Raw genomic sequence first — 20,919 nt, 5'->3', positions numbered from 1 at the left:
GTCCAGAGTTGATAGTCTATTTTTTATTATCAAATAGCGAGTCATTAACAATAAAAGAGAATGCGCTTCGTTAAGTTATAATGAGGTGGCAAACAAATACGGCATGAAGAGCGTTGGAGTAGTGCTGGAACTAGGAATGAAGAATACTGGCGGAGCGCCGGAAGCGTTCGCGGCGCCCCGTCTTTGCGTTGTACTTGAGCAACGATTGGATGATGCTTTTCAAGAGGGGAGTTCTCGTGATTGAAACGATACGACAGTTCGAGCATACCCCCATCGGGTTCGTTCGCTGCCAGATTCCCGACAAGGGTGTGCCATTGCGATGACGGGAGCCACTTGATGGTCAACATGGACCTTTCCCAGCCGCCTTTCACGCTGCTCGACGACAGCGGACGTGAGCGTGTGGCTCGTGGCGTCGATCTGCTCTATTTCAGTCGCGACGAGATCGTTCTCGATGCCGGCCAGCCCGGGGAGTTCGTGTACATCATTCACAAGGGTGAGATCGCGGAGCTCGACCCTTACGCGCCGAGTGATCGGGTGCGCATTGCCCATTACACGGCTGGTGACCTGTTCGGCGCTATCAGCATTCTCAAAGGGACCAGCCGATATCGCTTCAAGGTGGAGCAGGAAAGCCTCTGCTACGCGATGCCCAAGTTACTCTTCGAACACCTTTGCGACGATTACCCGACGTTCGCCGACTTCTTCCAGCGCAGGTTGGCGCAGAAGACCCGCCTGCTAGCCGAGCGTCGCGCCAAGAGCGGCGTGAACATGGCGGGCTTCATGCTGGCTCGGGTCAGCGCGTGCATGCGAGCACCGTTGATCGTCGATGCGGCCACCACCATCGCCGCGGCGGTCAACCGGCTCAACGAGAGTCATGCCGATAGTCTGCTAGTCGTCAACAACGGTCGCTTCGGCGTGGTGACCAAGACCGATTTGCTCAACGCTCTGGTCATGGAGGGCGCGACGCAGGCGCGTCCGGTCGTCACCATTGCCCACTTCGAGCTGGTATCCGCCGGCCCCGATCAGTATCTGTTCGAAGCGCTGGTACAGATGACCCGGCATCAGGTAGCCAGGGTGGTAGTGGTCGAGCGGGATCTGCCGGTCGGCGTGGTGGAGTTGACTGATGTGCTCAGCTACTTCTCGAGCCGCTCCTACATGGTCAGTCTCGAGCTCGAGCAGGCCGACGACCTCGATGCGCTGGCTCACGCCAGCGAACGATTGCCGGAGTTGGTCCAGACGCTGATGGCCCAGGGAATCAAACTCCATTTTGTCATGGACCTGCTGGCGGCGCTCAACGGACGTATCGTCGACAAGGCCTATCAGTTTCTCATCGACCCTCGCTACCGCGCCCAGAGCTGCCTATTGGTGATGGGCAGTGAAGGACGCGGCGAACAGATTCTCAAGACCGATCAGGACAATGCGCTGATTGTTGCCGACGATAGCGATTGGCCCGATCGCGCGATGGCCATGCAGCGTTTCACCGAAACGCTCTACACGCTGGGCTACCCGCCGTGTCCGGGCAACATCATGGTCTCGAACCCTGCCTGGGTAGACAGCGAGAGCGGCTGGAGAAGGACGGTCTCGCGCTGGGTCGAACGCCGTGACGGGGCGTCGCTGATGAACCTCGCGATCATGCTCGATGCCCGTGGCGTGGCCGGCGACACCCGCCTGCTGGATCGCCTACGCGAATATCTCTTCGACAGCTGCTCCCACGATGAACTGCTGCTTTCCTACCTGGCTCGGGCCGCACTGCATTTCGCCGCACCGCTGACTCTGTTCGGAACGCTCAAGAAGCCCAGACACGGCATCGACATCAAGAAGGGCGGCATCTTTCCGATCGTGCACGGGGTACGTACCCTGGCGCTGGAGTGCCGTATCAACGAAACATCGACCCTCGCCCGACTGGAGGCGCTTGCCGGACAGGGACGGCTGGAAGTGGACTTTGCCGCAGATCTCGGCGAGGCGCTGGCGCTATTCATCGAGTTGCGCCTCAAGCAACAGCTGACCCAGCTCGACGGACGGCAGAACAGCGACGAACCCAATCTTGTCGTGGTTCAGTCCCTGTCTTCGCTGGAGCGCGACCTGCTGCGCCAGGCGCTGCATATCGTCAAGGATTTCCAGCAACGCCTGACGCATCGTTTTCATCTCGAATACTGAAGAGGCCTCGATGCTACGTTCGCTACGCCGTGCGGCCGATCGACGCCGCCAAGGGCATGGCCGCTATGACTGGCTGTTCAGCCCCTATGCCGGCGACGAGCTGGTGGCCATCGACTGCGAGACCACCGGCCTCGACACCAGGACCGCCGAACTGGTCTCGATCGCCGCTGTACGCATCAAGGGCGAGCGGGTGATGACCAGCGGCTCGCTGGATCTGCGCCTCCAGCCGCCGGCCAGCCTCCACGGTGATTCCATCAAGATCCATCGTATGCGCGGCATCGATTTGAGCGATGGCGACACCCTGGGCGAGGCGCTGGAGAAGTTCCTCGACTTCATCGGTAACCGGCCGCTGTTGGGCTGGTGCATTGATTATGACCTGGCGGTCATCGACCGCCAGCTGCGCCCCCTGTTCGACTTCGGTTTGCCCAATCCATGCGTCGATGTGGCAGGGCTCTATCGTCGCGAAATGCATCGGACGCGGCCGCAGCTGGAGCCAACGATGAATTTCGAGCGGGTCGCTGAGGCGCTCAATGTGCCGGTGATGGGCCGCCATACTGCCCTAGGTGACGCGACGACCACGGCCTTGATGTACGTACGCCTGAAGAAGGGCGCTCTGGCGGCGAGTTAGGCGTCTGGCAGCGGGCGCGGCATCGCAAGTCGTCGGGCGCAGTGATAGCATGAGTTCGCCTTCATTTCCCTGTGTGTCGTTCGACCCATGCAAGCATCTACCGTTACCCAGAAGTACGAGTTCAACAAGCTGCAGAAGCGCCTGCGTCGCCAGGTCGGCAATGCGATCATCGATTACGGGATGATCCATGAAGGCGACAAGGTGATGGTGTGTCTGTCCGGTGGTAAGGACTCCTACACCATGCTGGAGATTCTGATGAATCTGCAGCGCAACGCGCCGGTCGATTTCGAACTGGTGGCGGTCAATCTCGACCAGAAGCAGCCGGGTTTTCCTGAGCATGTGCTGCCCGAATACCTGGACGCCAGGGGTGTGAATTATCACATCCTGGAGCGGGACACCTATTCGGTGGTCAAGGAGAAAACGCCGGAGGGCAAGACCACCTGTGCACTGTGCTCGCGTCTGCGTCGCGGGTCGCTCTACGGTTTCGCCGAGGAGATCGGCGCGACCAAGGTGGCGCTGGGGCATCATCGCGAGGACATTCTCGAGACGCTGTTTCTCAACATGTTCTTCGGGGGCTCACTCAAGTCGATGCCGCCCAAGCTGCTGTCGGACGACGGCAAGAACATCGTCATCCGCCCGTTGGCCTACTGCCGCGAGGCCGATATCGCCGAATTTTCCCGGCAGATGGCGTTTCCGATCATCCCCTGCAATCTGTGTGGCTCCCAGCCCAACATGCAGCGACAGGTGGTCAAGGAGATGCTGGCGGAGTGGGAGATCAAGCATCCCGGGCGGCTCGAGACCATGTTCAAGGCGGTGACTAACGTCGCCCCTTCTCAGCTCGCGGATCGCAATCTGTTCGACTTCGAGGGGCTGGAAGCCAAGCAGCGTCAGCGGCAGGAAACCCGGATCGACGCCTTCGATCTGCTCGCCCGGGAAGCCTGAACGAGTAAGGCGTATCGAATACGGCGTAACGGATACAGGGCCGCGATAGGGAACAAGAAGCCTGCCGGAGGTGATCTCTGGCGGGCTTCTTGCGTTGGGGCGATCGGTTTCCAGGCCGTATCTGGACCGTCGACAGCCCTCCGTGCTCAGCCCTCACTCAGCCCTCACTCAGCCCTCAGCCCAGTGGACCGCCGAGTATGGTCTTGCTCATGCCGCCCATGATGCGAGTGCCGTCTTCCTCGGCCAGCTCGGCGTACCATGCCTGGGTAGCGAGCGGATCGGCGCCGTGAGTCGTCTCCGCGCGCTGCCGCGCCCGGGTGACGATCTCGCCGACACGCCGGGTTCGTGCGTCATCGTAGGCTTTCAAGGCAGTATCGATGTCGCTGCCGGCGTCATCGAGGGCGCGAGCCAGTACCCAGGCATCCTCCATCGCCTGACAGCCGCCCTGACCCAGATCCGGTGCCATGCCGTGGGCGGCATCACCGAGAATCGCCGCGCGTTCGCCGACCAGCGTCTCCAGCGGCTCGATGTCATGGATCTCGACGCGGGCCATCGCCGCGGGATCGATACGCTCGATCAGCTTCTGCACAGGCTCCGCCCAGCCGGCGAAATGCTTGGAGAGCTCTTCCCGGTAGCGGGAGGAATCGTTGGGCGTGTCCGCCGCCAACGGCACGTCGAAGAAGCAGTAGAACTCCCGGGCGTCGTCGTCACCGCTCATCGGCATCATCGACACGCGCTGATGATCGCCGACGTACTGGACCCATTGATCGAGCGGCGCCAGATCCAGCGTTGCGGCGACGCGTACATTCCAGTTGACGTAACCGCAGTAGCGACGTTCGACGGGGCGCCCCAGCGCACGCTCGCGAAGTCGTGAATGGGTGCCGTCGGCAATCACGATCAGGTCAGCCCGTCGGCTCGAACCGTCGGCGAATTCGGCGAGAATGCCGCTGTCGTCGCAGCGGTAGTCGATGCAGGAAAGGCCGAGCGTGACATTATCCGGCCCCACGGCGTCCAGCAGCAGCTGCTGAAGCGTTGCCCGGGCGATGGGGCAGGCGCGCTGTCCGACCTGGTCATAGAGCGGCTGCAGACTGAAGCGCGTCAGCGGTCTGCCATCCTGAGTGAGATAGGCCATCTCGTTCATGCGCCCACTGGCTTGTTCGACGGCGTTGCCCACGCCGAGAGCCTTGAGCACCTTGACGCCGTTGGACCAGACCGAAAGGGCGGCGCCCACCGGGCGAAGTTCGGTGACCCGGTCGACGACCTCGACCCGGTGGCCCGATTGCTGCAGCGCCAGGGCGGTGGTGAGTCCGCCCATGCCGGCGCCGATGACGAGAACGTTCAAAGCCATGAGTTGTCCTGAATTGTTGTCGTTAAAGAACGTATCGGTGGTTCGATCGAGTCTGGCCGAGCGAATCTGACCGATCGATCAAGTTTTGTCATCCTACGCAAAAGAGACAGCCGGTGGGAATGCCGATACGGCCACCGCCGAGGCAGAAACCGAACCAACCCGCTCCTGAAATTCGGTGAGGCGATACGATGACCAAGGCGATGTTGATACCCACGCTTGAAACTCGGGACTTGGCAAAGCTGCGTAAGGCGCTGGCCACGGGGGAGGGCTCGCGCCATGAAACCGCCCTGGGCGGCTTCCTGGTTGAAGGTGCGGCGCATCATGGGCGGCTGATCCTGTGTCACGGCGCGGGCGCCGGCCACGACTCCGTGTTTCTGACTCGATGGCGTCAACGGCTGGCTGCGTGCGGTATCCAGGTCGTGGCGCTGGAGTTCGGCTACATGACCACCATGCGCCGAGAGGGCAGGCGCCGTCCCCCGCCCAGAATCGAGACACTGGTCGCGGAACTTGGCGAATGGCATCGGGCCATCAGGACGCTCGATAGCGAGACGCCGCTCTGGTTCGGTGGCAAGTCGATGGGCGGGAGAGTTGCGAGCCTGCTGGCGACGCGCGTCGACATGGCCGGGCTGGTACTGTGCGGCTACCCGTTCCACCCACCCGGCAAACCTGAACGCTTGCGGCTCGATCACTGGCCGGAGATCCGCTGCCCGATAGTGCTTTTTCAGGGCTCTCGCGATCCGTTCGGGCGACGTGACGAGGTCGAGGGTTACGATCTGCCGGCGCAGGTCGAGTGCCATTTCATGGAGGGCGGCGACCACGACTGGCAGGCTCCCAAACGTCATGCGCAGACGCAGTCGACATTGATCGATGAAGCGGCCGGCCACGTGGTACGGCGGCTGGGCGCAAGTGAATGATCCGGATAGAGAAAAGCGGCACGAAAAGCTGTTGACTTTGAATCGGTCACAGGTAGAATGCAGCGCCACGTGACCACGGGTGGTTAGCTCAGCTGGGAGAGCACCAGCCTTACAAGCTGGGGGTCACAGGTTCGAACCCTGTACCACCCACCATTGCGTTTTCGCAGTGCTCGGGTTCACGTGTTGCAAGTGGTTGTTGTAAGAGACATCGTTGTAGAAGATGTCGTTGCAAGAAAGGCAGTTGGAAAATGCGGACCGGTAGTTCAGTTGGTTAGAATGCCGGCCTGTCACGCCGGAGGTCGCGAGTTCGAGTCTCGTCCGGTCCGCCATTTCCGCCGACATGAGTATGCCTTCGAGGCGTGCAGTGTCACCCGCTAGTTGCGTAGCAGGTATTGTGGGCACGAGTTTCGACTCAGCCTCGCGATACACATAGAGTGGACCGGTAGTTCAGTTGGTTAGAATGCCGGCCTGTCACGCCGGAGGTCGCGAGTTCGAGTCTCGTCCGGTCCGCCACGCTTCGCTCCATGCGGTTGTTGTACTGAAAGCTGTTTGACGTTTGGGTGGTTAGCTCAGTTGGTTAGAGCACCAGCTTCACATGCTGGGGGTCACAGGTTCGAGTCCCGTACCACCCACCATAGCGGACCGGTAGTTCAGTTGGTTAGAATGCCGGCCTGTCACGCCGGAGGTCGCGAGTTCGAGTCTCGTCCGGTCCGCCAATAACGTCTTTTGACCTCCTCTGTATTCTCTTCTCTTTCGTTGCCCCTTGGGTTCCTCGTCTCCCTGCAGGTTGACGACGCTTTCTCCTTGCCTGTCAATCCGTCCGGTTTCTCTGTTCAATCGCACTGATGCCTGTTCTGGTCGATCGTCTGTGTCAGTCGAATGGCGCTAAGGTCGGCTGCACGGTCGTTCACGATACCGCTTTGGTGGAATGGCCCTCGTCTCGCTTTCCGTTACACTGACGTTCATACGCGCGTTTGAAAGCCGCTGCCGCGGTGTGCGCCCAGGCTGTACCAAGAGCTGTTCCAAGGACTGTGCCAAGACATGAGTGGAGCCGATACGTGACGCGCTTTCCCAATCTCTTTCGTCCCCTGCGAGTTGGCTCGCTGACGCTGCGCAATCGCGTGGTGATGGGCTCGATGCACACCAATCTGGAAGAAGCCCCCGACGGGTTCGCACGGCTGGCGGCGTTCTATGCGGAGCGGGCGCAACACGGCGTCGGATTGATCGTCACCGGCGGCATTGCGCCCAATCCGGAAGGGGCGGTGTTTCAGGGGGCCGCCAAGCTCACCGACGCCGCCGAGGTCGAACGGCATCGGCCGGTGGTGAAGGCGGTGCATGCCCACGGCGCGCGCATCTGCCTGCAGATCCTGCATGCCGGCCGCTACGCCTACTCTCCGGATCTGGTGGCGCCCTCGGCGATCGCCGCTCCGATCAATCGGTTCACGCCGCGGGCGCTAAGTGGCGACGAGGTCGAGGGGCAGGTCGAGGATTTCGTGCGCTGTGCGGAACTGGCCCGGCGTGCCGGGTACGACGGCGTCGAGATCATGGGTTCGGAAGGTTACCTGATCAATCAGTTCCTGTGTCGGCGTACCAATCATCGCGACGATGCCTGGGGTGGCGATAGCCAGCGTCGTCAGCGCTTCGCGGTCGAGATCGTGCGCCGCGTTCGTGACGTGTGCGGCCCGGACTTTCTGCTGATCTTTCGGCTGTCGATGATCGATCTGGTGGAAGAAGGCAGCACGCGGGAGGAGATCGTGGCGCTGGCACAGGCGATCGAGCATGCCGGGGCGGACGTGATCAACAGCGGCATCGGCTGGCACGAAGCGCGCGTGCCGACCATCGTCACGAGCGTGCCGCGAGCCGCTTTCGTCTCGGTCAGCCGGGCAGTGCGCGAAGCGGTCTCGATACCGCTGATCGCGACCAACCGTATCAACATGCCGGCCGTGGCCGAGGCGGTGCTGGCCGAGGGGGCTGCCGACCTGGTCTCGATGGCCCGCCCCTTCCTGGCCGATCCGGCCTGGATGGCCAAGGCCGAGCAGGGCCGCGTCGACGAGATCAATACCTGCATCGCCTGCAATCAGGCCTGCCTCGATCATACCTTCAAGGGCAAGCTGACCTCCTGTCTGGTCAATCCACGCGCCTGTCATGAAACGGAGCTGACGCTGACCCCGACCGACCTCCCCAAGCGGATCGCCGTGGTGGGGGCCGGGCCTGCAGGCTTGGCCGCTGCCGTGGCCTGCGCCGAGCGGGGACACCGGGTAACGCTCTTCGAACGCGATGGGGAGATCGGCGGCCAGTTCCGGTTGGCCCAGCGAATACCGGGAAAAGAGGAGTTTGCCGAAACGCTGCGCTACTTCACCACCCAGCTTTCGCGGCACGGCGTCGAGCTGCGCCTCGGCACCGAGGCCGACAGCCAGCAACTGCAGGATTTCGACGAGGTCGTTGTCGCCACCGGCGTCCGGCCGCGCGCGCTCGATATCGAGGGAATCGAGCATCCCAGCGTGATCTCCTACCCGGTGGCGATCCAGCATCCCGAGCGCGTGGGGCGTCGCGTGGCGATTATCGGCGCCGGCGGCATCGGTTTCGATGTGGCAGAACTGCTGGCGCATGCCGAGCAGCCGGCGCTGGATATCGAGCGCTGGTGCGACGAGTGGGGCGTTGACTTGACGGTCGAGCACGCCGGCGGCTTGAAGCCGCGGCTGGAGCCCACGGTGCCGCGACAGATCACGCTTCTGCAGCGCAAGACTGGCAAGCCGGGGGCTGGACTCGGGGTGACCACCGGCTGGGTTCATCGCGCCGCGCTACGGGCCCGCAAGGTCGAGACGCTGTCGGGCTGCGTCTATCGGCGCATCGACAGCGACGGGCTGCACCTTGATGTCGATGGGGAGTCCAGGCTGCTGGCGGTCGACACAATCGTCATCTGTGCCGGGCAGGAGTCGCAGCAGGCGCTTTACGACACGCTTGCCGCGAGCGGGACGCGGGTTCATCGAATCGGCGGGGCAGAAGTGGCGGCCGAGATCGATGCCAAGCGCGCCATCGATCAGGGGGTGCGGCTGGCGGCGATGCTGTGAGCGCGGGCGCCCTATTGCGTTGAGTCAGCGTGAGTGGCGAGTGTCCCGGCGCTGCCGGGGTTCGAGGACAGGTGTTAGACTAAGGGTTCACCAGCGAGCGCGAGCCGTGTGACGGGGATCCCGTTACCCCCGGATTCGCGCTTCTTGTTATTCAGGCCGCGACGCATTGCGACCGCCACGCCTGACCCTCAGAAAACGCGATTCTGGTTACCGTCACGGGTTCTGAATCGCTTTTCTCCGTGGAGGGATCGTACAAGGACCCCCAGATGACATCCGATTGCAGCCCTCGCTATCTGGCGAGCGACAACACCTCCGGCATTTGCCCGGAAGCCCTCGATTACATGATCCGGGCGAATGGCAGCGACGACCTCGCCTATGGTAACGATGCCTGGACCCACCGTGCCGCGGACCGTTTCCGTGAGCTTTTCGATTACGACTGTGACGTTTTCTTCGTCTTCAACGGCACTGCCGCCAACTCGTTGTCGCTGGCGGCGCTGGGCCAGAGTTACCACAGCGTGATCTGTCATGAACTGGCGCATATCGAGACCGATGAGTGCGGCGGACCGGAGTTCTTCTCCAACGGTTCGAAGCTGCTCACCAGTCCTGGCGAAAACGGCAAGCTGACCCCGGAGGGAATCGAGAGGCTGGTCGTGAAGCGCAACGACATCCACTACCCCAAGCCACGGGTCGTCTCGATTACCCAGGCCACCGAAGTGGGCACGGTCTACTCTCGCGAGGAGCTACTGGCGATCCGCACCGTCGCGGACAAGTACGATCTGCGCGTTCACATGGACGGCGCGCGTTTCGCCAACGCCTGCAGTGCCCTGGATGCGACTCCGGCCGAGCTGACCTGGCAGGCAGGCGTCGACGTGCTCTGTTTTTCCGGTACCAAGAATGGTTTGCCGATGGGCGAGGCGATCCTGTTCTTCAACAAGGAGCTGGCCGAGGATTTTGCCTATCGCTGCAAGCAGGCGGGGCAGCTGGCCTCCAAGATGCGCTTCATCGCCGCGCCTTGGCTTGGGTTGCTGGAAACTGGCGCCTGGCGGCGTAACGCCGACCATGCCAACGCCATGGCCCGGTATCTCGCCGACGGGCTCGCCTCGTTACCCGGCGCCTCGCTGATGTTCCCGGCGCAAGCTAACAGCGTTTTCGTCAGTTTGCCCGAACCGGTCATCACCCAGCTGCGCGCCAGGGGCTGGACCTTCTACACCTTCATCGGTGCCGGTGGCGCGCGTTTTGTCTGCTCCTGGAACACCACGCCCGAGCTGCTCGATCAACTGCTGGCCGACGCCCGCACTGCCTTCGACGCGGCATGAGCCCGAGCGGCGTCCGTCAAACGGGCGCCGTTCCTTCCCGAGTTCCCACCTGTTCGACTCGCGAACGAAATTTCCCTGACTTTTCCTCTGCTTGCCTGCCATCGGGCAGTGTTGCGCATTTTGTCCCCGCAAATTCCCCGTGCAACGAAACCGGATCGTGGTAGCGTGTTCTAAAGCGTATGTTCCGACGCTGCGTTGAAAAGACTCGCGAAATGGGTCTACCCGACGCTTCGTGCATCTGTCTATGCTGATAGTCAGCTAGCCCGGCTGGCAGGGCGTTCGTCCTGTACGGTCGAGGGTCACGACCAGGAGGCTTCCATGAGCATCTTCGATCACGTGCAGAGCCGTTACGAGCAGGTTCAGCAGGAAGAATTGAGCCTGCAGGAATATCTAGAGCTGTGCCGAAAGGATCCTCGGGTCTACGCCAACGCTGCCGAACGAATGCTGAATGCCATCGGAGAGCCGGAAACGATCGACACGGCCAAGGATCCCAGCCTGTCGCGAATCTTCTCCAACAAGGTCATTCGACGCTATCCCGCCTTTGCCGAGTTCTACGGCATGGAAGAGGCGATCGAGCAGATCGTTTCCTACTTTCGTCACGCCGCCCAGGGGCTCGAGGAGCGCAAGCAGATTCTCTACCTGCTGGGCCCGGTCGGGGGCGGCAAGTCCTCGCTGGCCGAACGCCTGAAATTACTCATGGAGCGCGTGCCGTTCTACGCGATCAAGGATTCGCCGGTCTTCGAGTCTCCGCTCGGGCTGTTCTCGCCGGAAGAGGATGGCGAGCTGCTCGAGAAGGAGTACAACATCGCCCAGCGCCATCTGAGAGGGCCGATGTCGCCCTGGGCCGCCAAGCGGCTCAAGGAGTACGGCGGCGATCTGTCCCGATTCCGCGTGGTGCGCCTGCACCCCTCACGCCTCAACCAGATCGCGGTTTCCAAGACCGAGCCGGGCGACGAGAACAATCAGGATATCTCGTCACTGGTGGGCAAGGTCGATATCCGCCAACTGGAGCTCTATTCCCAGGACGATCCGGACGCCTACAGTTTCTCCGGTGGTCTGTGCAAGGCCAACCAGGGCTTGATGGAGTTCGTCGAGATGTTCAAGGCACCGATCAAGGTGCTGCATCCGCTGCTGACGGCCACGCAGGAGGGCAACTACAACCCCACCGAGGGTATGGGCGCGATCCCCTTCGAAGGCATCATCATGGCCCACTCCAACGAGAGCGAGTGGCAGCAGTTTCGCAACAATCGCAACAACGAGGCCTTTCTCGACCGGGTCTACATCGTCAAGGTGCCTTACTGCCTGCGCGTCTCCGAAGAGATCAAGATCTACCAGAAACTGCTGGAACATTCGTCGCTCAACGAAGCCCCCTGCGCGCCGGATACGCTGCGCATGCTGGCCCAGTTTTCGACGCTCTCCAGGCTCAAGGAGCCGGAGAACTCGAGCATCTACTCCAAGATGCGGGTCTACGACGGCGAGAATCTCAAAGACACCGATCCCAAGGCCAAATCGATTCAGGAGTATCGCGACGCGGCGGGTGTCGACGAGGGCATGAACGGGCTCTCCACGCGTTTCGCCTTCAAGATCCTCTCCAAGGTGTTCAACTTCGACGCTCACGAGATCGCCGCCAACCCGGTGCATCTGCTCTACGTGCTGGAGCAGGCGCTGGAGAGGGAGCAGCTGCCCAAGGAAGTCCACGAGCGCTATCTGCGCTTCATCAAGGAGTATCTGGCGCCGCGCTACGTCGACTTCATCGGCAAGGAGATCCAGACCGCGTATCTCGAGTCCTACACCGAGTACGGTCAGAACATCTTCGATCGCTACGTCACCTACGCCGACTTCTGGATTCAGGATCAGGAGTATCGCGACCCGGAAACCGGCGAGCTGTTCGATCGCCAGTCGCTCAACGAGGATCTCGAGAAGATCGAGAAGCCCGCCGGTATCTCCAATCCCAAGGACTTTCGCCACGAGGTGGTCAATTTCGTGCTGCGAGCTCGTGCCCACAACAACGGCATGAATCCCAGCTGGCAGTCGTACGAGAAGCTCAGAGGCGTGATCGAGCACAAGATGTTCGCCAACACCGAGGAACTGCTGCCGGTGATCTCGTTCAACGCCAAGGCGTCGGCCTCGGACCAGCGCAAGCACGAGGATTTCGTCGACCGGATGGTGAGCCGCGGCTATACCGAAAAGCAGGTGCGTCTGCTGTCGGAGTGGTATCTGCGAGTGCGGAAGTCGCACTAGAGAACAGCGTCAAACGACGTCGTCGGAGCGGCAGTGGCGGCCCGAGCCGCGCCGCTCCCGGAGCAGAGACCATCCTCGGGTGGTCGCTGTTGCAGCAGTCTGCGGTCAGCCTGCAGGAGGTGCCATGAGCTACTTCATCGATCGACGCCCCAATGCGCGCAACAAGAGCGCGGTCAACCGTCAGCGATTTCTGCAACGCTATCGCTCGCACATCAAGCGCGCCGTGGAGGAGTCGGTGAATCGACGTTCGATCACCGACATGGAGCGTGGCGAACGAGTCTCGATTCCCACCAAGGATATCTCCGAGCCCTCGTTCCAGCATGGCCCGGGCGGGCGGCGCACGGTTGTCAATCCCGGCAACAAGGAGTTCGCCGAGGGTGATCGGCTACGCCGGCCCGGCGGTGGAGGTGGCGGGGGAGGTAGCGGCGACGGCCAGGCATCGGGTCAGGGCGAAGGCATGGATGAATTCGTGTTCTCGCTGTCGCGGGAGGAGTTTCTCGATTTCGTCTTCGACGGGCTGGAATTACCGCACCTCGAGCGCAAGCAGCTGCGGGTACTAGAGGAGACCCGACCCGTGCGCGCGGGTATCTCCAAGGAGGGCGTGCCGGCGCGGATCAATATCGTGCGTTCGATGCGCGAGGCACAGGCCAGGCGGATCGGCATGCGCGGGCCGTTGAAGCGCGCTCTTCGCGAAGCGCAGGAGGCACTGGTCGCCGAAGAGCGCAAGGATCCGGTACTGCGCAACCCGGCGCGAATCGACGAGCTGAAATCCGAGATCGCGCGGCTCGAGAAACGGATCGGGTCGATCCCGTTTCTGGATACCTACGACCTGCGATACAACCATCTCACCCACCAGCCGATGCCGTCGAACCAGGCCGTGATGTTCTGCATCATGGATGTCTCCGGTTCCATGACCCAGGCCCACAAGGATATCGGCAAGCGCTTCTTCCTGTTGCTCTACCTGTTTCTCGAGCGCAATTACGAGAAGGTCGAACTGGTGTTCGTGCGCCACCATACCGTGGCCAAGGAGGTCGACGAGGAGGAGTTCTTCTACTCGCGGGAGACCGGCGGCACCATCGTCTCGAGTGCGCTGACGCTGGTCGACGAGATCATCGAGGCGCGCTATGCGCCGGAGCAGTGGAATCTGTACGTGGCCCAGGCCAGCGATGGCGACAACTGGGACGACGACTCATCGACCTGTCTCGAACGGCTCGACGAATCGCTGATGCGAAAATTGCAGTACTTCACCTACGTGGAGATCACGCCCCACGCCCATCAGGCGCTTTGGGAAGCCTACGACACGGTCAGAGCGGCCTATCCCGAGCGCTTCGCCATGCAGCAGATCGTCCAGGCGGAAGATATCTACCCGGTCTTTCGTGAGCTTTTCCGACAGCGCGCCCAGAGCTGATATCAGTCTTGGGGTCAGACGGAACGCAGCGAGGAGGAACGCAGCGATGACGCAACGCAAGCCCATAGCTACCGGTTCGGACTGGAATTTCGAGACGCTCGAAGCCTATGAGCGTGCCATCGCCAAACTGGCCGAAGAGTATCGGTTGGAGACCTATCCCAATCAGATCGAGGTCATCACCTCCGAGCAGATGATGGACGCCTACGCCAGCGTGGGCATGCCGATCGGCTATCACCACTGGTCGTTCGGCAAGCAGTTCCTGTCGGTGGAACAGGCTTACCGGCGCGGCCAGATGGGGCTGGCCTATGAGCTGGTGATCAACTCCGATCCCTGTATCGCCTATCTGATGGAGGAGAACTCGCTGATGATGCAGGTGCTGGTCATCGCCCACGCCTGCTACGGTCACAACTCCTTCTTCAAGGGCAACTACCTGTTTCGCGCCTGGACCGACGCCTCGGCGATCGTCGATTACCTGGTGTTCGCGCGCAAGTACATCGCCCAGTGCGAGGAGCGTCACGGTGTCGAGGCGGTCGAGCAGCTTCTCGATGCCTGCCATGCGCTGCAGAACTACGGCGTCGATCGCTACAAGCGGCCCTCGTCGATCTCCGCCGAGGAGGAGGCGCGCCGCCAGGAGGACCGCGAGGCGTACCTGCAGACTCAGGTCAATCGACTCTGGAGCACGATCCCGCTGGCGGTGAGCGAGCTCGCCCGGGAGCCACTGCACGACCACGAAAACGACCCCCTGGGCCTGCATCGTCATGGCCGCTACCCCAGCGAACCGCAGGAGAATCTGCTCTATTTTCTCGAGAAGAACGCGCCGCTGCTGGAGCCCTGGCAGCGCGAGATCGTGCGCATCGTGCGCAAGCTGGCGCAGTATTTCTATCCCCAGCGTCAGACCCAGGTGATGAACGAAGGCTGGGCGACGTTCTGGCACTACACCCTGATGAATCGGTTGTACGACGATGGCCAGATCGACGAGGGCATCATGCTCGAGTTCCTGCAGTCGCACACATCGGTCGTCAGCCAGCCGGGCTTCGACAACCCCTACTTCAACGGGATCAATCCCTATGCGCTGGGCTTCGCGATGTTCAGCGACATCAAGCGTATCTGTCAGGCGCCGACCAGCGAGGATCGCGAATGGTTTCCGGATATCGCCGGCAGCGACTGGCTGGAGACGCTGCATTTCGCGATGCAGAACTTCAAGGACGAGTCGTTCATCCAGCAGTTTCTCTCTCCCACCGTGATCCGCAATCTGAAGCTGTTCAGTCTGGTCGACGACGACCGTGACGATAGCCTACAGATCGAGGCGATTCACGACGACCGCGGTTATCGGCGCATCCGCGAAGCGCTGAGCGTGCAGTACGCGTTGTCGGCGCGGGAGCCCAATATCCAGGTCTGGGAAGCCGATATCCGCGGAGACCGCTCGCTGACGCTACGTCACGTGCAGGATCGGCGCCGTCCTCTGGGGCAGAGTCTGTTTCCCGTGATGCGCTATCTGCATCAGCTTTGGGGATTTCCGATCAAGCTCGAGTCGATGGAAGGAGGCGACGTCGTGCGCCGCTATCAATGGCCGATCCCGGAACCGGCGCGAGAGTCGGCGTGACGTCGCGATCGCACGGCGCAAACGCCAGGGTCAGACGCCAGGATCAAGCCGCTCGGCGCGCGCGCTCAGGAGTCACTGCTCGTCCAGCTGCTGCACCAGCCCTGGCTGGCGACTCGATGATCGGGAAACAGGCCGCAAACCTGCGTCTCGGCGGTGAAGAACTCGCAGTTGTCACAGCGCTTTCCCGTTCGGTAGGCCTCGTGGTCGCTCGCTTCTTCGGCATTCTGGACATAGTCGAGCGCGCGGGCCGGGTAGGATTCGGGGTCGAGCATCGGCTTCTGCTGGGCCAGTGCCGGGACAGCCTGCCACCCCAGCAGCACTAAACCGGATGCGCAGACGCCGCGTTGCAGAAAGCGGCGACGCTTGATATCCGTCACGCCGCTCTCGGCAGTGGCGTGACTCTGCTGTCTCGTTTTCATTGCCCCCTCCTGGATCGACGTTCTGCGCCTCGCCGCCGCACCGCCGCCGCCTCGCCGCTCGTGATGTCCCGGCGCTGAAATGATCTCGCCCTCCGGAAATTATGCGACGTGACGTGAAACGTCCACAACCGATTGGCGAGCCGCGCCGAGTGGACTTGTCGGGTTGCAAGCCAGCGCTGATCGGATCGGTTGCTGGCTATTGGTGCGACGAGGCGATGGGTCACGGAGCTGATATACTCGCGCCGTCAACTTCATTACTGGCCCGCGGATCGCGAGATCTGGCGCGCCGGGCAGGCCGATAGCCGGATCGGTGGCTGGGTCGCTGGACTGGATCACTGGGCTGGATTGCTGGGCTGGATCAATAGGAGAGGGAAATGCAGAACGCCGTTATTCTGATCAACGTGGAAAAAGGCCGAATTCGTGGCGTGGCCGAGCGTCTGGCGGATCTCGAGGGAATCAGCGAGGTCTATTCGACCTGCGGTCGCTACGATCTGATCGCCATCGCTCGCACCCGCGATTTCGAATCGCTGGCCGCGCTGGTGACCGAGCGGCTGATGGAGGTCGAAGGCATCCGCGATACCGAAACGCTCAATGCCATGCAGGTGCATTCACGCCACGATCTCGACGCCATGTTCTCCGTCGGTCTCTAGGTCGGGATGGCGCGTCATCAACGGCGAGGGCTGCTGGGTCAGCTGGCTCGTTCGTCTCGGATCGGATTGATCTTCGTCGTGGTCATCAGCGGGCTGTGGTATTGGCACGAAGGCGGCGTCCGCGATCAGCTGAGCTGGATGGGTGTTCCCGACTGGCAATGGAACGACTGGCGAGGCTGGAATCGGGTGCTGCGAAACGACGGCTTTCTGGTCGGCTGGTCGGACGTGCGGGCCGAGCCGCTGTGGGTGGGCTACACGCTGAATCGGGTCGACAATCCGCATAGTCTGCCGCGCCCCGATCATTTCCAATCCGACTGGCGCAGCCTGTGGCCGATCTCCGGCGACGACTACGCCCGCAGCGGTTACGATCGCGGTCATCTGGCGCCGAACTATGCCATGGCGGTCGTTCATGGGCGCGAAGGCCAGCTGGACAGTTTCCTGATGACCAATATCACGCCGCAGCGACCCAAGCTCAATCGACAGCTATGGCAGCGCCTGGAAGAGGCGGTCATCGACGATTTCGTGCCGCGTTTTGGCAGCGTCCGGGTCGTGACCGGACCGGTCTTCGATGACCAGCTGCTGCACCGTGTCGGGTTCTCGCAGGTGCCCGTGGGCTTCTACAAGATATTGGTCGTGCCGGGCAAGACGCCGAAGGCGCTGGCATTTCTGATGCCGCAGGACGTCACGGGCGACGAACCGCTGGCACGGTTCGTGATCACCATCGACGAAATCGAGGCTCGAACCGGGCTGGACTTCTTTCCGCAACTGGCTGATCCGATCGAGCGTCAGCTGGAAGGAAAGGTGGAAAAGAGCGGCTGGGGGCTGGAAGCGGTTTCGACTCGGCCCGGACGCTATCAGTAGCTGTGGAATGGAGTCGGCGCTGAAGGTTGCCGATGTCGGCCGCTTGGCAAACCGGTCGTCTACTCGCGAATTCATCGAGCCAGCGACGATCTGGATGCAAAGAACGATCTGGATGTGAAGAAGGGTCGGAAACGACGAAAAATCAAGATGGGAAAGCGTTACGTCAAAAGCCGGCGTTAGCAGGGGGAGTGCTGCCGACTATTACATGACACGTGGTGCCCAGGAGAGGACTTGAACCTCCACATCCGTAAGGATACTAGCACCTGAAGCTAGCGCGTCTACCAATTCCGCCACCTGGGCGTGTCATGTATCGGTGCTGCCAGGAGTCCGAAAAACTCCCTTGGAATGGTGCCCGGAAGAGGACTTGAACCTCCACGTCCATAAGGACACTAGCACCTGAAGCTAGCGCGTCTACCAATTCCGCCATCCGGGCTTATCCGGCCTTGTGCGTTCGAAACATCCATCGCCGGAAGCGATGGTGCCCAGAAGAGGACTTGAACCTCCACGTCCATAAGGACACTAGCACCTGAAGCTAGCGCGTCTACCAATTCCGCCATCTGGGCCAAGGCGCGATGCATGATACCGGCTTTGCGTTCGAATGCAAGCGTCCGATTGCCGGCGATTTATCCTCCCGAACCTTGCCGCTGCGGCGCTCCACGGTGGCTCTTCGTCAACGCTATTGCCCCGTTTGCGCAGTGCATGGTTGGGTCGGGCAGGTGTGACCGCTATACTTGGCGCATGAATCCAAAAAAATTGAACGGCTCAAGCCGCCTGCCGCGTGAATTCTCTCCACAGCCCAAGCCCAGTAGGCTCAACGCAAGGACGATGGTTGCATGACTCATTGGACATTGGATGACGACCCGCACGCGGCTCGTGAAGCAGACAAATATGACAGTCCCGTACCCAGCCGTGAGTACTTGCTCGCGCGCCTTGAGGAGTACGGCAAGCCGATTACCCACGAAAACATGAGCGCGATGCTGGGGCTCGAAGATGACAACCAGCTGGAGGCGGTGCGTCGCCGGCTCGCGGCGATGGAGCGCGACGGTCAGATCCTCAAGGATCGCAAGGGCGCCTACGCACTGATCGACAAGCTCGATCTGATCAAGGGACGCGTTCAGGGTCACCGGGACGGCATGGGGTTCCTGATTCGCCATGACGGGGTCAAACCCGATCTGGTGCTGCCTCCGCGTCAGATGCGACGCGTGTTCAACGGCGACGTGGTACTGGCGCGTATCAGCGGCCGGGACCGGCGTAACCGTGCCGAGGGCACCATCGCTGAAGTGCTGGCGCGCAACACCCAGACGCTGGTCGGCGTGTTCCGTCAGAATACCTCCGAGTTCGCGGTCCTGATTCCGGAAAATTCGCGGATCAGTCAGGAGGTCATCATCCCCCACAGTGTCAGCGGTGGGGCGAAAGACGGTCAGATCGTTTCGGTCCGGATCACTCAGCAGCCGGAGACCCGCAAGCAGCCGGTCGGCGAGGTGGTCGAGATCCTCGGCGAGCGAATGGACCCGGGGCTCGAGATCGACATCGCGATCCGCTCGCACGATATTCCTGCGGACTTTCCGCCGGAAGTCGACGATCAGATCGCCGGCATGTCCGCGGAGGTGAAGGACGAGGACAAGGCCGCACGGATCGATCTGCGCGAGATGCCGCTGGTGACCATCGATGGCGAAGATGCCAAGGATTTCGACGACGCCGTCTGCGCCTGGAAGACCAAGTCCGGCAGCTGGAAGCTGGTCGTCGCGATCGCCGACGTCTCCCATTATGTCCGCGGCGGCAGCGCGCTGGACAACGAGGGCTACGTTCGTGGCAACTCGGTCTACTTCCCCGGTCAGGTGGTGCCGATGTTGCCGGAGCTGCTCTCCAACGGGCTCTGTTCGCTCAACCCGCACGTCGATCGCCTGACCATGGTCTGTGAGATGAACATCTCGCAGAACGGCACCATCAGTCGCTACAAGTTCTACGAAGCGGTGATCCAGTCGCATGCACGGCTGACCTACAACCAGGTCGGCGCCATGTTGCAGGAGCCGGACAGCGAGAAAGGGTCGGCGCTACGCGAACAGTATCGCGAGCTGGTCCCGTCGCTCGAAAACCTGCATGCACTCTACAAGGTGTTGCGACAGGCGCGTGACGTGCGTGGCGCCATCGACTTCGAGACCACCGAGACGCAGATCGTCTTCAACGACGAGCGCAAGATCGAGAAGATCGTCCCGCGTAGCCGCAACGACGCCCACAAGCTGGTCGAGGAGTGCATGCTGGCGGCCAACGTGGCCACGGCGCGCTTCCTCGACAAGCATGACCTGCCGGCGCTCTACCGGGTGCACCAGGCGCCGGCATCGGAGCGGCTCGAGAACCTGCGCGTGTTCCTCGGCGAGCTGGGATTGACGCTGGGCGGCGGCGACGAGCCGACGCCCAAGGATTATCAGGCGCTGCGCGAGGCGATCCAGGGGCGCCCGGACTTCGATATCATTCAGACCGTGATGCTGCGCTCGATGAGTCAGGCCGTCTATTCGCCCCAGAACGATGGCCACTTCGGGCTGGCCTATCAGGCCTATGCGCACTTCACCTCGCCGATCCGTCGCTATCCCGATCTGCTGGTGCACCGTGCGATTCGCTCCGTCATTCGCGGCCCGCGTCAGACCCAGACGGTCCTGCGGGCCGAGGGCGCACCGGTGGAGAAGCCCTCTACCTGGTGCCCGTACACCTTCGAGCAGATGATCGAGCTGGGTGAGCACTGTTCGATGACCGAGCGCCGCGCCGACGACGCGACCCGTGATGTCACCGACTGGCTGAAGTGCGAATTTCTTTCCGACAAGGTCGGCGAAGTCTACGAAGGCACCATCGCCGCCGTGACGCAGTTCGGTATTTTCGTGCGTCTCGACGACGTCTATGTCGAAGGCCTGGTCCACGTGACCTCGCTGCCGTCCGATTATTATCACTACGAAGCCGAGAAGCATCGTCTGAAAGGCGAGCGTAGCGGTGTGGCCTATCGCCTGGGTGACGGCGTCACCGTCCGCATTGCGCGCGTCGATATGGACGATCGCAAGATCGATTTCGACCTCGCTGATGCGGCGCCGCGTCATCGCCGCACGCCGCGCGCCCAGAAGCCGGGTGGGGGCGGCGGAAACGCGAAGCCATCAACGAGCAAGAATCGCCCCGGCAAGCGCGAGCGTCAGGGTGGCAAGTCCGGCAGCGACGCCACGGGTAATGACTCGACGAATGACGAGTCAACGAATAACGGGGCGGCGAATAACGATTCGACGAACAGCGACTCGAGCGGCAACAAGGAGGGTGGCGCTCCCAAGCGGCGCTCCCGTGGGCCGCGCCAGCGCCGGGGCAAGCGATGAGTGCCGTGATCTGT

At 61.9% G+C, this 20,919-nt stretch carries 14 protein-coding genes and 8 tRNA genes; 17 read left to right on the top strand and 5 right to left on the bottom strand.

What is annotated here, in order from left to right:
* Positions 1–336 precede the first annotated feature (336 nt).
* The 3 genes from DOM58_RS00945 to ttcA all read left to right on the top strand — a co-directional run bounded on the left by DOM58_RS00945 (position 337) and on the right by ttcA (position 3,724).
* A complete protein-coding gene (locus tag DOM58_RS00945; protein ID WP_110691417.1) occupies positions 337–2,154 on the top strand; it encodes a putative nucleotidyltransferase substrate binding domain-containing protein in 1,818 nt (605 codons plus the stop codon).
* 10 nt (positions 2,155–2,164) lie between these two features.
* On the top strand, positions 2,165–2,782 hold the full coding sequence (locus tag DOM58_RS00940) for a 3'-5' exonuclease (protein ID WP_110691416.1): 618 nt from the start codon (positions 2,165–2,167) through the stop codon (positions 2,780–2,782).
* An 87-nt stretch (positions 2,783–2,869) separates the two neighbouring features.
* On the top strand, positions 2,870–3,724 hold the full coding sequence (gene ttcA / locus DOM58_RS00935; RefSeq protein WP_110691415.1) for a tRNA 2-thiocytidine(32) synthetase TtcA: 855 nt from the start codon (positions 2,870–2,872) through the stop codon (positions 3,722–3,724).
* Positions 3,725–3,899: 175 nt separating this feature from the next.
* Here the strand turns inward: ttcA and hpxO are convergent, their stop codons facing one another.
* Positions 3,900–5,072 carry an FAD-dependent urate hydroxylase HpxO gene (gene hpxO, locus DOM58_RS00930; protein WP_110691414.1) on the bottom strand — a complete coding sequence of 391 codons (1,173 nt, stop codon included), beginning with the start codon at positions 5,070–5,072 and terminating at the stop codon, positions 3,900–3,902.
* A gap of 188 nt (positions 5,073–5,260) precedes the next feature.
* Here hpxO and DOM58_RS00925 point away from each other — a divergent pair, with 188 nt between their 5' ends.
* The 11 genes from DOM58_RS00925 to DOM58_RS00875 all read left to right on the top strand — a co-directional run bounded on the left by DOM58_RS00925 (position 5,261) and on the right by DOM58_RS00875 (position 15,625).
* Positions 5,261–5,986, top strand: a complete 726-nt coding sequence (locus DOM58_RS00925) for an alpha/beta family hydrolase (protein ID WP_110691413.1) — start codon at positions 5,261–5,263, stop codon at positions 5,984–5,986.
* Positions 5,987–6,063: 77 nt separating this feature from the next.
* Positions 6,064–6,139: transfer RNA gene (locus tag DOM58_RS00920), tRNA-Val, on the top strand.
* A gap of 99 nt (positions 6,140–6,238) precedes the next feature.
* Positions 6,239–6,315: transfer RNA gene (locus DOM58_RS00915), tRNA-Asp, on the top strand.
* Positions 6,316–6,422: 107 nt separating this feature from the next.
* Positions 6,423–6,499 (top strand) — tRNA-Asp (locus DOM58_RS00910).
* A gap of 45 nt (positions 6,500–6,544) precedes the next feature.
* A tRNA-Val gene (locus DOM58_RS00905) sits at positions 6,545–6,621 on the top strand.
* Between the two features lie 4 nt (positions 6,622–6,625).
* Positions 6,626–6,702: transfer RNA gene (locus tag DOM58_RS00900), tRNA-Asp, on the top strand.
* A 342-nt stretch (positions 6,703–7,044) separates the two neighbouring features.
* Entirely contained in the window at positions 7,045–9,057 is a 2,013-nt protein-coding gene (locus DOM58_RS00895) for an NADPH-dependent 2,4-dienoyl-CoA reductase (protein ID WP_110691412.1), read from the top strand.
* Positions 9,058–9,323: 266 nt separating this feature from the next.
* Complete coding sequence (locus tag DOM58_RS00890) at positions 9,324–10,373, top strand: threonine aldolase family protein (protein WP_075562159.1); 1,050 nt, start codon at positions 9,324–9,326, stop codon at positions 10,371–10,373.
* A 318-nt stretch (positions 10,374–10,691) separates the two neighbouring features.
* Positions 10,692–12,614 (top strand): PrkA family serine protein kinase, encoded by a 1,923-nt coding sequence (locus DOM58_RS00885; protein WP_075562158.1) that lies wholly within the window; start codon positions 10,692–10,694, stop codon positions 12,612–12,614.
* Between the two features lie 124 nt (positions 12,615–12,738).
* Complete coding sequence (locus DOM58_RS00880; RefSeq protein ID WP_075562157.1) at positions 12,739–14,022, top strand: YeaH/YhbH family protein; 1,284 nt, start codon at positions 12,739–12,741, stop codon at positions 14,020–14,022.
* 46 nt (positions 14,023–14,068) lie between these two features.
* Positions 14,069–15,625 (top strand): SpoVR family protein, encoded by a 1,557-nt coding sequence (locus tag DOM58_RS00875; protein ID WP_110691411.1) that lies wholly within the window; start codon positions 14,069–14,071, stop codon positions 15,623–15,625.
* Positions 15,626–15,690: 65 nt separating this feature from the next.
* Here the strand turns inward: DOM58_RS00875 and DOM58_RS00870 are convergent, their stop codons facing one another.
* On the bottom strand, positions 15,691–16,044 hold the full coding sequence (locus DOM58_RS00870) for a high-potential iron-sulfur protein (RefSeq protein ID WP_110691410.1): 354 nt from the start codon (positions 16,042–16,044) through the stop codon (positions 15,691–15,693).
* A gap of 374 nt (positions 16,045–16,418) precedes the next feature.
* Between DOM58_RS00870 and DOM58_RS00865 the strand changes: the two genes are divergently transcribed.
* Positions 16,419–16,694 carry an Lrp/AsnC family transcriptional regulator gene (locus DOM58_RS00865; protein ID WP_075562155.1) on the top strand — a complete coding sequence of 92 codons (276 nt, stop codon included), beginning with the start codon at positions 16,419–16,421 and terminating at the stop codon, positions 16,692–16,694.
* 6 nt (positions 16,695–16,700) lie between these two features.
* Positions 16,701–17,555, top strand: coding sequence for a DNA/RNA non-specific endonuclease (locus tag DOM58_RS00860; RefSeq protein WP_110691409.1), 855 nt, complete (start codon positions 16,701–16,703; stop codon positions 17,553–17,555).
* Positions 17,556–17,768: 213 nt separating this feature from the next.
* Here the strand turns inward: DOM58_RS00860 and DOM58_RS00855 are convergent.
* From DOM58_RS00855 to DOM58_RS00845, 3 genes are all read right to left on the bottom strand, one after another.
* Positions 17,769–17,855: transfer RNA gene (locus DOM58_RS00855), tRNA-Leu, on the bottom strand.
* Positions 17,856–17,901: 46 nt separating this feature from the next.
* Positions 17,902–17,988: transfer RNA gene (locus tag DOM58_RS00850), tRNA-Leu, on the bottom strand.
* A 43-nt stretch (positions 17,989–18,031) separates the two neighbouring features.
* A tRNA-Leu gene (locus tag DOM58_RS00845) sits at positions 18,032–18,118 on the bottom strand.
* Between the two features lie 270 nt (positions 18,119–18,388).
* Here DOM58_RS00845 and rnr point away from each other — a divergent pair.
* Positions 18,389–20,905: a ribonuclease R gene (rnr, locus tag DOM58_RS00840; RefSeq protein WP_110691408.1), complete on the top strand. Its 2,517-nt coding sequence runs from the start codon at positions 18,389–18,391 to the stop codon at positions 20,903–20,905.
* The last annotated feature ends 14 nt before the right edge of the window (positions 20,906–20,919 follow it).

Source organism: Salinicola halophyticus (assembly GCF_003206695.1).
Lineage (GTDB): Bacteria > Pseudomonadota > Gammaproteobacteria > Pseudomonadales > Halomonadaceae > Salinicola > Salinicola halophyticus.
The sequence above is the reverse complement of the archived record's forward strand: the minus strand, read 5'-3'. Positions and strand labels throughout refer to the sequence as shown.